The sequence below is a fragment of the Nitrospira sp. genome, assembly GCA_024760545.1.
Taxonomy (GTDB): domain Bacteria; phylum Nitrospirota; class Nitrospiria; order Nitrospirales; family Nitrospiraceae; genus Nitrospira_D.
The window spans coordinates 1,175,994-1,187,721 of the sequence record CP060501.1; the positions used below are offsets into that span (position 1 = coordinate 1,175,994).

An 11,728-nucleotide genomic window follows, 5' to 3' on the forward strand; every position below is an offset into this window, starting at 1 on the left:
TTCACGGATGACCACCTCGGCTGGTTCTGAAGCTCAACCTCGTTCACATCCACTCCGCGCCTTGCTCCTTGCCCAGTTTTGCAGTGCGTTCAATGACAATGCCTGGAAGTTGATGGTCGCCCTCCTCGCAATCCGTCAAATCGCGGTCACTGTCGGGCAGACCGGGCCCGCATTCGAAGCGGCGTCTCAAACCCAGGCGACTATCGCCTTCGTGGTCTTCACCCTGCCGCTCATGCTGTTCTCTCTGGTTGCGGGCGTATTCTCGGACCGGTTGAGCAAGCGCACCGTCATCATCGCGATGAAGGTCGTTGAAGTGCTGTTGATGGGAGCCGGAGCTGTTGTGCTCTGGAACAACCCCACCGGCGGCACGGCTCTCCTGGTCGTGCTCGGAGCCATGGGTGTTCACAGCGCAATTCTCAGTCCTGCAAAGTACGGAATCCTGCCGGAACTGGTCCCGTACGAACGGCTCTCGATCGGGAACGGGCTGCTGAAGCTCTGGACGTTTGTGGCCATCATTGCGGGCACATCATCCGGCGGTGTTCTGCTTCAGTACTCCCAAACTGCTCCTTGGCAAGCCGGTCTCATCTTAACCGTTGTCGCAGCCATCGGAGCGGCAGCTGCCTATGCAATACCTCCTGTTCCCCCTGCCAGAACCGAGGGCGGCGTGCGTATGACGCTGGCCGTAGCCTGGTCGACCATGCGAGCAGACCGCCTGCTGAGCCTTGCGATCGGAATCAACGTTATCTTCTGGACTATTGCAAGCCTGTTTGGACAAGACATGCTGATCTACGCCAAGAGCCGACTGGCGCTTTCGGACGCGCTCTCGGGTCTCCCAATGGCGGTGCTTGCAATTGGAATCGGGCTCGGCGCGGTGCTGGCCGGACGACTTTCGGGTTCAAAAATTGAAACAGGCCTGATTCCACCAGGTGCGATCGGGCTGGCCTTGGGGCTGTTCGTCTTAGGACTCATCCCACCGAGCCTGACCTGGACGCTAGTGCTCATGGGCATGCTCGGCATCGCCAGCGGGTTCATCAACGTGCCGATCAATGCGCTGATTCAGTGGCGAGCCCCGGCCGACCGCCGGGGTGCCGTCATCGCTCTCGGCAACACCTTTGTATTCGGAGGCATCCTCGCCGGCTCTCTGGGCGCCGGTCTTCTGTCGCAGCTCGGCTTGTCAGCCAGTGAGATCCTGCTCGCCTGCAGCATCTTTGCACTGATCGGAGCCCTGCTCGTCATATGGTTGTTGCCGGACAGCGTGGTTCGATTCGTCGTGGCCCTCCTGCCCCGAATAGTGTACCGCCTCACCGTGATCGGACTGGACCACGTCCCCCGCCAAGGCGGGGCGTTGCTCGTTCCCAATCACGTCTCCTTTATCGACGGCTTCCTGCTGATTGCCAGCCTCGATCGTCCAGTGCGATTCGTGGTTGATGAACGATATGCCGGGCATCCGCTGTTCAAGCCCTTTATGAACAGGCTGAGGGTCATCCCGATTTCCTCATCAGGCAACCCCCGCCTGATTCTTCGTACCCTGCGTGATGCCGGACGGGCGCTCGATGACGGCGAACTTGTCTGTATCTTCCCTGAAGGTCAGATCACCCGTACGGGAACGCTCCTGCCGTTTCGACGGGGATTTGAACGAATCATGAAGGGCCAAACGGTTCCAATCATTCCCGTTCATCTGGATCGCGTGTGGGGCAGCATCTTCAGCTTCAATCACGGCCGCTTTCTCTGGAAAGTGCCCGAACAACTTCCGTATCCCGTCACCGTTTCGTTCGGCTCACCGCTGCCGCCGAGTACATCGGCGCACGAGTTACGCGAGAAGATCCGCGAACTCGGCGAAGCAGCCTGGCAGCTCAGGAAACCGAGCCGGCGGCCGCTGCATCGCGAATTTATCCGTTCGATGCGTCGCTATCCTTTCCGCCTGGCCATGGCCGATCACAATCGCCCCCACGTCTCATCCTTACAAGCGCTTATCGGATCAATCGTTCTTGCGCGGACGCTGCGGCCGTATTGGAAGGACCAACAACGGGTGGGTGTCCTGCTGCCACCCACGGTCGCCACGGCGCTGGTAAATGTCGCCGCGCCCCTCTGCGGCAAGACCGTCGTGAACCTGAACTACACGGTCGGGAAATCCGGTCTAGAGGCTGCCGTGGAACTTGCGGGTCTGCGCACTCTCGTCACGAGCCGCACCTTCGTTGAAAAGGCCAAACTCGAACTGCCGGATGGCCCGTCGGTGATCTGGCTGGAAGACCTGGCTAAGACGATCGGAGCCGGCCAGAAAGCGCTGGCTGCCCTGCTGGCTTTGTTCGCGCCCTGCCGTCTCATCGAACGCGCCTGCGGACAGACAACTCCGCTCACCCCCGACAGCATGGCCACGATCATCTTCAGCAGCGGCAGCACCGGTGAACCGAAAGGGGTCATGCTGTCGCACTTCAACATCGATGCCAACAGTCAAGGGGCCACGCAGGTACTCCATTTCTATCAGGGCGAACGGGTCCTCGGCATCCTGCCGTTCTTCCATTCATTCGGATACATGGTGTTCTGGTTCGTGATGTCCAATAATGCCGCGATGATCTTTCACCCTTCGCCCCTCGACGTGGCGGCAATCGGTGAGATCATTCGAAGGCATCGGATCACGTTTATCGTCACTACACCGACGTTCCTGCAACTCTACTCCCGCCGCTGCACGCCGGAACAGTTCAGCTCGGTGCGCGTCATCCTCACCGGGGCGGAAAAACTGTCGGCTCGGCTCGCCGAGGCCGTGGAGGATAGGTTCGGCATCGGCCCAATCGAAGGCTATGGCGTCACGGAGTGTGCTCCCGTCATCGCCGTCAACTGCCCGGACTTCCGAGCCGCCGGCTACTATCAACCGGCATCGCGCCGCGGCACGGTCGGCCAGCCGCTCCCCGGTGTATCACTCAGGATCGTCGATCCTGACAGCTACACTCCACTGCCACACGGCAGTCCCGGTATGTTGCTCGTGAAAGGCCCCAATGTGATGAAAGGCTACCTCGGGCGAGAAGATCTCACGACCCAGGCGATGCGGGACGGATGGTACATCACCGGGGATATCGCTTCCTTGGATGAAGATGGATTTTTGACGATCACCGACCGGCTTTCGCGTTTCTCAAAAATCGGAGGTGAGATGGTCCCGCATGGAAAAGTCGAAGAGGCCTTGCAACATGCAGCCGGAGCAGATACCCAAGTCTTCGCCGTGACCGGTCTTCCGGACGAGAAAAAGGGGGAGCGGCTGGCCGTGCTTCATACCCTTGACGACGACCTGATTCCGGGAATTCTGGCAAAGGTGTCGGCCAGCGGCCTTCCGAATCTGTTCATCCCCTCTCGGAGCCAGTTCGTCAAGGTCGATGCCTTGCCGGTGCTCGGCACCGGCAAGCTGGATCTGCGGGGCGTGAAGCGCATCGCGACGGAACGACTTCGAGGACAGGACGCATGAAGCATATTTCGTGAAGTGTATCTCGCAAGATAAGATCGCAGCGATGAGATCGCGCGGCGAACTGATGGCTCTTTCCAAACACGACTCCACGCGCGGCACTTCACGACATACGGCTCAGAAATCACTCATCGACTGTCATGTCCATCTTGCGGCATTGCCGGATGGCGACAACGGCTGTTTCATCTCGCCGAAGCTGCTCCGCAGCCCGCTCTTTCGATTTCTCTTGTGGAAGCACGACCTCTCCCCTGCCCATCCACGGGCGGCAAATCAGCACTACCTCGATCACCTTCTGACGGAGTTACGCGCTTCACGGCATGTCTCGAAGGCAGTCCTACTCGGCATGGACGGGTTCTACGATCAAGCGGGATCGCTCAATCGCCAGCACACCGACTTTCTCGTCAACAACGATTACGTGTTCAAGGTAGTGCAGACCTACCCCGATGTCTTTTTGGCCGGCCCTTCGATCAATCCGCAGCGGGAGGACGCGATCGACGAAGTTCATCGTTGCGCCGATGCCGGTGCCGTTCTGATCAAAGTCCTACCGAATGCCCAGCACTTCAACCCGGCTGACGAGCGATACAAACCTTTTTATCGGGCGCTGGCGCAACGGCGCTTACCCTTCTTGAGCCATGTCGGCTACGAATTCAGCTTGATCGGCAAGGACCAATCACTCGGAGATCCCTCTCGGCTCCGCCTGGCCCTGGAAGAAGGCGTGACCGTCATCGCCGCTCATGCCTGCAGTTACGGCCTCATGTTTTACGAAAAATTCATTCCGACCTTACGAGAATTGTGCGGGGGTTATCCAAATTTCTATGCCGACATTTCCGCCCTCACCCAACCCCATCGCTTGAAAATGCTGCTGCACCTCAGGCACCACCCTGAGATTCAAGCTCGGTTGCTCTTTGGAACAGACTACCCGCTGTCGGTCTTCCACTTGCCCGCCTGGGGCCGAGTCGGGTTCCGGACGCTTGGGCAAATGATCCGCACGAAGAACCGCTTCGACCGCCAGGTGGAGGTCTGCACAGGTTTGAACCTGAATTTTCAATCCTTCGGCGACCTTGTTTCGGGCCGGAGTTCGAATAGTTGACGATGCGGAACCGGGATGCGCGTGCTGTCTCTCCAAACAAAAAGGCCGTTCTCCGCGAGGAGAACGGCCTTTTCCATGTCCGTGGAATCTATCGCGCGATCTATGGATTAACCGAGATTCGATCCTTGATCAAGTCGAAGGTCTCTTTGGGGACGACATTCTTCGCCACCAATTCGCCCTTCACGCGATAGGGACGATTGTTCACGATTCGATCGGCTTCGTCTTGTTTCAGTCCCAAGAAGAGAATCATGTCGCTCGCTGACACCTTATTGATGTTCATCGCCGCGGAAGCGACCGGAGTGGCTGGAGCCGCTGCAGGAGCGGTTCCAGATGGCGCCTGGCTTGGGGTCAGCGTTGCTGTCTGTGCCGACGATCCCGACTGAGAGCGGTCCTTGAGCTCTTTTTGATAGCGAGCGACCAACGATTTCAGCGTATCGTTATGACGCTTCACGTCCTGATATTCCTGCCGTACATTTCGATTTTGCGCCGATAACGCCTTGACCTTGTCTTCCAGCTCCTTCGTCCTTCCTTCGACCGTGCCCCGCTCTGTGTCACGCCCATGCTCAATGCGCTGGAGTTCGTCCCGAGCCGCCTGCGCTTCATTGCCGAACTTTACATTCATTTCTTTGAGCGTTCGAACCTGTTGCTCCATGGCATTTTTCTGTTGGCGAGCTTTCTCCAGCTCCATCTTGGCATTGTCCGACTCGGCCAACGCCTCTTGGTATTTCTTGTTGGATACGCAACCCGTGGTTAATACCGCTCCAATCAACACTATCGCCGTCCACTCGCGTCTCATGCGATCCTCCCTCCATCAAATCCTACGACTTGACTGCGCTTCATGTGGATCTTCACTTCCATCCGACTGTGAGAGTCGTTTTTCCGTTTACCTTCTCTGTGTGTATGCCAACACCCGGACGTTGTCAACATAATTGCTTTTGTGCGAGGCCGTCCCGCCGAAACACATATGAGGACAAACTATCCGGCGCTTGACGGATCAGCGTCGCTCTGTGATTATCGCTCACATTCTATCAGACATGGCCATGGGGATTGATACCTCCGCCCTACTATTCCAGGAGTGGTGTACGCATGAACGAATGGGGTCCGGCGCTCGCGGTGATTCTTGGGGTCGTCGAAGGACTGACGGAGTTTCTGCCCGTTTCATCTACCGGACACCTTATTCTGGTCGGCCATGCCCTCGGTTTCACCGGCGACGTGGCCGCAAACGCGGAGATCTCCATCCAGTTGGGGGCGATTCTGGCCGTCATCGTATTCGAACGGGAAAAAATCGGACGGCTTCTCACCGGCGCTTGGGAGGAACAAAAAACGTTGCGATCGTTCTCACAAAACCAGCCGGCTGCCGCGTGGACCAACCGCCTCAAGATCTCGATGCAAAGTCATCCCAACCTATGGTTTCTGCTCGGACTAGGGATCGCCTTCCTGCCCGCTGCCATACTCGGTCTGTTGGCTCACGGATGGATCAAATCTTATTTGTTCACTCCCCTGACGGTGGCGTTGACATCGATCCTCGGTGGCATCATCATCCTCATCGTTGAAGCCACGAAACGAACCAGCCGTGCGATGCGTCTGGAGCAGGTGTCGGCAGTCCATGCATTCTGGATCGGTCTCGCACAGTGCGCCTCCCTGATTCCCGGAATGTCTCGATCCGGCTCAACCATCATCGGAGGCCTGCTCGCCGGGTTGGATCGCAAAGTTGCCACGGAGTACTCCTTTTTTCTGGCCCTTCCAACCATCATCGCGGCAACGGTCTACGAAACGTGGAAGGCACGGGGCTCGTTTACCGAGCAGGATTTTCTGGCGCTCGGCCTCGGCATGGTCATCTCCTTTCTGGTGGCCTGGGCGGTCATCGCCGCCTTTTTGACCTATGTCCAACGGCATACCTTGCGCGTCTTTGCGTACTATCGTATTATCCTCGGAATTGTGGTCCTGTTGGTCGTCCGCTGAAAGGAGTTGTTCATGTCCTCGGATACGATTCATGTTTACGATACGTGGGTCAACGGCAAGAGCGGTCGCATTCACTTCGATGTGATGACGACGGATGAAGCCACCGCCCTCAAGCTCGCTCAGGAGTACCTCATCAGCATCGGGGAACCGAGTGCGACGGTGACCACGAGAGAGTGCCAATTCTGTCACAGCGAACCGCTGTTCATGTTCTCGGCAGAGCAGCAGAAACAAGCCAAAGAAAAAGGCGGATTTATCGTAAGAATGCCGGCCTAGCGAGTATCGCAACCACGGGTGGTCGTTTGGATCTCGTATGTCGGTGAAAGGGACACGCGCTTCACGTGTTAGGGAACTGAGGAGGTCTCCGAAGCAGTAGGGGGATCGGCTCGTTTCTCAAAGGCGAAGTGAATGATGAGGACGATCACCCCGACGGTAATCGCAGAATCCGCCACATTGAATGCAGGCCAGTGGTAGTTGTCGATATAGACATCCAGAAAGTCGATCACTTCTCCAAAACGCAGCCGGTCGATGAGGTTCCCGATCGCGCCACCGAGAATTCCTGCAACACTGACACGCCCCATCCAATCCTCTTCCGGCATCCGTAGCAGAATCGTGCCCAGCAGGCCAAGGGCAAAAATCGACGTCAACCCAAAGAAGACCATCCGAAACGCGTTGCTGCTCCCGGCCAGCAAACCGAATGCCGCACCGGGATTTCGAATGTACGTCAAACTGAAGAGGTTGGGAATGATGGGGATCGATTCATGGAGCCGCATGGTTTTCATGATCTGCTGTTTCGTCAGTTGATCCAGGAAAATGATGCTGCCGGTCACCGACGCCAAGGCCAGATTCCGCAAGGTAAGGCCACTCAACGGATTGCCTCCAGGCACCGGTCACAGAGGGTAGGATGGTCGGGGAAGGTTCCGACAGCCGGCCGGTAGTTCCAGCAGCGCTCGCATTTGCCATGCGCCGACTTGGTTACGGAGACGGCGAGATCGGACGTCGCATCGGGCCGTTGATCAACGCTCACCTGCGAGACGATAAACAAAGCGCCCAAATCCTCGGGCGAGATATCCAGCCACTGACCGGTCGGCACATCGGTGGTGAGATGAACATGCGCTTCGAGCGAAGAGCCAATGACTTTCTCGCGGCGCCGTTCCTCCAAAACTCCTTGGACCTGCGCACGATATTTCAGCAGTCGCTCCCACCGTTCCGCCAGCCTCGCATCGGCCCAAGCCGGATCCGGCTCGGGAAACGAGGCGAGATGCACGCTCGTGGTTTCCATCCCTCCGGGTACCTGCGCGGCCAGCGTCCGCCAGATTTCTTCCGCCGTGAAACTCAATACCGGCGCCATGAGTTTTGACAGCGTCACCGCGACTTCAAACAGGACGGTCTGTGACCCTCGCCTCAAAGGTGAGTCGGCGCGGAAGGTATAGAGTCGATCCTTGAGAATGTCGAGATACACGGCGCTGAGGTCGACCGCGCAAAAATTGTTCAGGGCATGGAAGATCGTGTGGAACTCGAAATCTTCATACGCTCGTCGCACCTTCGTAATCAGTCCACCAAGACGCAGTAGTGCCCAACGGTCCAACTCGGGTAACTGCTCGTAGGGAACACGATGCGCCGCCGGATCAAAATCGTACAGATTGCTCAGTAAGAAGCGGGACGTGTTGCGGATCTTCCGATAGGCCTCGATCAGATGATTCAAGATCTCCTGCGAGATGCGGAGATCCTCACGATAGTCTTGAGCCGCCACCCACAAGCGGAGGATTTCCGCGCCCGACTGCTTGATGACGTCCTGGGGCGCGACGACATTGCCGGCCGACTTGGACATCTTCTTGCCCTGCCCGTCCACGACGAAGCCATGGGTCAATACCGCTTGATACGGCGCCCGATGATCGGTTGTGATTCCGGCCAGCAGGGCGCTATGAAACCAACCGCGATGTTGGTCAGAACCTTCAAGATACAAATCAGCCGGCCACCACTTCCTCGATTTCAAGACTGCCGCGTAACTGACGCCGGATTCAAACCACACATCGAGAATGTCACGTTCCTTCTCAAACTTGGTACCTCCGCACTTCGGACATGCCGTTCCTGCGGGCAATAAATCAAGCGCAGATCGTTCGAACCAGACATCCGCCCCCTTCGATTCCATCAACGCGGCGACATGCTCGATCACGACAGGGTCGGCAAGGACATGATGACAGGTATGACACGTAAACCCAGGAATCGGCACGCCCCACACCCGCTGACGCGAAAGACACCAGTCCGGACGGTTTTCAATCATGCCGAAGATCCGATCGCGGCCATAGCTTGGGATCCATCGGACCCGTTCGATTTCCACCAGTGTTTCTCTTCGCAAATCATTCGTCTCCATAGAGACGAACCACTGCTCGGTCGCACGAAAGATCACCGGATTCTTGCACCGCCAACAGTGCGGATAGGAATGGTTCAACAAGCCATGACCGAGCAAACGTCCATTCGCCTTGAGGTATTCGACAATCTTTGGATTCGCCTTCAAGACATGCTGTCCGGCGAATTCCTTCACGACCGGCGTGAATCGCCCGCCATTGTCGACCGGCGCCAGGATTTCGAGTCGTTCACCTGGTGACGCCTTGGCGTTGTGTTCCAGGACGAGGAGATAGTCCTCCATCCCGTGGCCAGGGGCGATGTGTACGCAGCCGGTTCCCTGCTCGAGGGTTACAAAGTCTCCGAGTAGGATAGGTGACAAGCCGGTGGAAAGGGGGCGTTGTGTCTCCAACCCCTCGAATCCTTCTCCGCCTTTCTTCACCCCCACCGCGCGATAATCAGTGAGCCCACAAGACTTGGCAACGCTCTCCAGAAGTTTCTCCGCCACAATCAGCAGTTCATCACCGACTTGGACGAAGACATAATCGAAATCACGATGGAGACAGACCGCTTGATTGGCCGGTAAGGTCCAGGGTGTTGTCGTCCAGATGACGACGGAGACCAGCTTCATTCCTTCCGGAAAGGAGATCCCGGGAAAGGCCTTTGCCAAAACAAGGGGCGAGGTGACGACCGGAAACTTCACATAGATCGATGGCGAGGTGTGGTCATCATACTCGACTTCCGCTTCCGCCAGTGCCGTTTGATCGTGGGTGCACCAGAGTACGGGCTTGAGGCCCTTGTACACCCCTCCATGCTCGACAAATTTCCCGAACTCGCGAATAATCGTCGCTTCATAGCCAGGGGTCATGGTGAGGTACGGGTGGTCCCATTCTCCCAGCACTCCGAGTCGCTTGAACTCATCTCGCTGGATGTTGACGTATCGTTCGGCATACTCACGGCAGAGCCGACGAATCGCCGACACATCTAAGTCCTTCTTCTTGTCGCCCAGTTCCTTCATGACTTGATGTTCGATCGGCAACCCGTGGCAGTCCCATCCGGGCACATACGGCGCGTGGAAGCCTGCCATGGTTTTGGACTTGACGATGATATCTTTCAGAATTTTGTTGAGGGCATGTCCGATATGAATTCGGCCGTTGGCATACGGAGGGCCATCGTGAAGTACATACCGAGGCCGTCCCGCACCCGTCGCTTGGATTCGGTCATAGAGCTTCTGTTGCTCCCACCAGACCAGCATCTCCGGTTCCCGCTGCGGCAAGTTGGCCTTCATCGGGAAATCGGTTTTGGGAAGGTTAAGTGTTGACTTATAGTCCATAGACACTGGGATCCACGCTCTCACCAGGTAATCATACAGAATTGAGGGAATATACCGGAACGGAGGGGGGAGGCACCAGTCTTAACTGACGGCCATCATGCGATCGAGCGCGACCTTCGCCCAACGCTTGTCGTCCTCCGCTACCACGATATGGTTTATAACCTGACCTTCGGCCAGATTCTCCATGGCCCAGCAGAGGTGTGCCGCATCGATCCGGAACATGGTGGCGCACTGACAGACCGTGGAGGACAGGAAGAATACCTTTTTATCGGTGAGTTCATGCTTCAATCGATTGACAAGATTCAGTTCTGTACCGACCGCCCACGTCGTGCCGGCCGGTGCGGCAGTCACCGTACGAATGATGAACTCGGTTGATCCGATAAGATCCGCTTTATTCACGACGTCTTCATGGCACTCAGGGTGAACGATAACCGTGCCGTTCGGGTACTGTTTACGGAAGTGATCCACATGAACCGGTTGAAACATCTGGTGGACGCTGCAATGGCCTTTCCAGAGAATCAATTTGGCTCGCTTGATGGCGTCTTTGGTGTTCCCGCCGTTCGGCTGGTAGGGGTCCCACACGATCATCTGGTCTCGCGGGATGCCCATCTTGTTTGCCGTGTTGCGACCCAAGTGCTCATCGGGAAAGAAGAGAATCTTCTCTCGCCTGGCCCAACACCACTCAATCACGGCTTTGGCATTGGAGGACGTGCAGGTGATCCCGCCATGTTCGCCACAAAACGCTTTCAGCACCGCTGCCGAGTTCACATAGACCGCCGGTATCACGGTGTCTTCCACGGGAACTACGCGCCCCAACGCTTCCCAGCACTGGTCGACCTGTTCAATCGCCGCCATATCGGCCATCGAGCAACCGGCGGCCATATCGGGCAAAATCACCGTTTGCTGAGAGCGGCTAAGGATGTCCGCTGTCTCGGCCATAAAATGCACACCGCAAAAGACGATGTAGGGTCGCTCGGACCGTGCAGCGGCCAGCTTGGCGAGCAAGAGCGAATCACCGCGGAAATCAGCATGCTGAATCACTTCGTCCCGCTGGTAATTGTGGCCCAGGACCATCACCCGTTCACCGAGCACTCGCTTCGCCGCCAGTGTCCGACGGTATAATTCTTCCGTCGATAGCGCTTGGTATTCGATGATCGGTCTGGGTAACGTCGCAGTAGCTGTCACACCTTCCTCCGAATGAAAAGGAATGTCATTCTACGATAGGCTCCCCGCACAATCAACGAAGAGCCCTACGAGGAAAAGTCCTAGTCAGCCGCCCCAAAGGATAGTAGACGGAATGGGGCTAATAGCCGATTGACTTCGCTCATCTCCGAGTACTACGATCAGGACCAGTAGTTAGAGCTAGGGGTGCCTTGAGGCTGAGAGTCCGAACGAATCGGACGACCCTCACAACCTGACCTGGGTAATACCAGCGTAGGGAAGCCGGACGACAGCGGATCTTGTGAGGATTCAGCCGCGTTCCCTACTCCCGGGAAAGCGGCTTTTTTTATTGGCGGCAGATGCTGCAAGCATTTGGCCTCACAGATTC

Annotated in this window: 8 protein-coding genes and 1 riboswitch; of the genes, 4 read left to right on the forward strand and 4 right to left on the reverse strand. The window is 57.0% G+C overall.

Translation table 11 applies throughout. The annotated features are described in order from the left end of the window. Positions 1-7 precede the first annotated feature (7 nt). Positions 8-3,454, forward strand: a complete 3,447-nt coding sequence (locus H8K03_05630; GenBank protein UVT21392.1) for an MFS transporter — start codon at positions 8-10, stop codon at positions 3,452-3,454. A 43-nt stretch (positions 3,455-3,497) separates the two neighbouring features. After that, entirely contained in the window at positions 3,498-4,541 is a 1,044-nt protein-coding gene (locus H8K03_05635) for an amidohydrolase family protein (GenBank protein ID UVT21393.1), read from the forward strand. A gap of 100 nt (positions 4,542-4,641) precedes the next feature. Here the strand turns inward: H8K03_05635 and H8K03_05640 are convergent, their stop codons facing one another. After that, positions 4,642-5,337, reverse strand: a complete 696-nt coding sequence (locus H8K03_05640) for a hypothetical protein (GenBank protein UVT21394.1) — start codon at positions 5,335-5,337, stop codon at positions 4,642-4,644. 290 nt (positions 5,338-5,627) lie between these two features. On the opposite strand from H8K03_05640, the gene H8K03_05645 reads away from it, so the two are divergent. Next, on the forward strand, positions 5,628-6,503 hold the full coding sequence (locus H8K03_05645; protein UVT21395.1) for an undecaprenyl-diphosphate phosphatase: 876 nt from the start codon (positions 5,628-5,630) through the stop codon (positions 6,501-6,503). Positions 6,504-6,515: 12 nt separating this feature from the next. Next, positions 6,516-6,776: a DUF2024 family protein gene (locus H8K03_05650; protein UVT21396.1), complete on the forward strand. Its 261-nt coding sequence runs from the start codon at positions 6,516-6,518 to the stop codon at positions 6,774-6,776. Positions 6,777-6,844: 68 nt separating this feature from the next. On the opposite strand, the gene lspA is transcribed toward H8K03_05650, so the two are convergent. The 3 genes from lspA to nadA form a co-directional block, all read right to left on the reverse strand. Next, entirely contained in the window at positions 6,845-7,354 is a 510-nt protein-coding gene (gene lspA, locus H8K03_05655) for a signal peptidase II (GenBank protein ID UVT22381.1), read from the reverse strand. An 11-nt stretch (positions 7,355-7,365) separates the two neighbouring features. Beyond that, positions 7,366-10,179, reverse strand: coding sequence for an isoleucine--tRNA ligase (ileS, locus tag H8K03_05660; GenBank protein ID UVT21397.1), 2,814 nt, complete (start codon positions 10,177-10,179; stop codon positions 7,366-7,368). A gap of 81 nt (positions 10,180-10,260) precedes the next feature. Further along, the gene (gene nadA, locus H8K03_05665) at positions 10,261-11,364 is read right to left on the reverse strand and encodes a quinolinate synthase NadA (protein ID UVT21398.1); all 1,104 of its coding nucleotides are present in this window, start codon (positions 11,362-11,364) and stop codon (positions 10,261-10,263) included. Between the two features lie 169 nt (positions 11,365-11,533). Then, positions 11,534-11,637: riboswitch (TPP riboswitch) on the forward strand. The last annotated feature ends 91 nt before the right edge of the window (positions 11,638-11,728 follow it).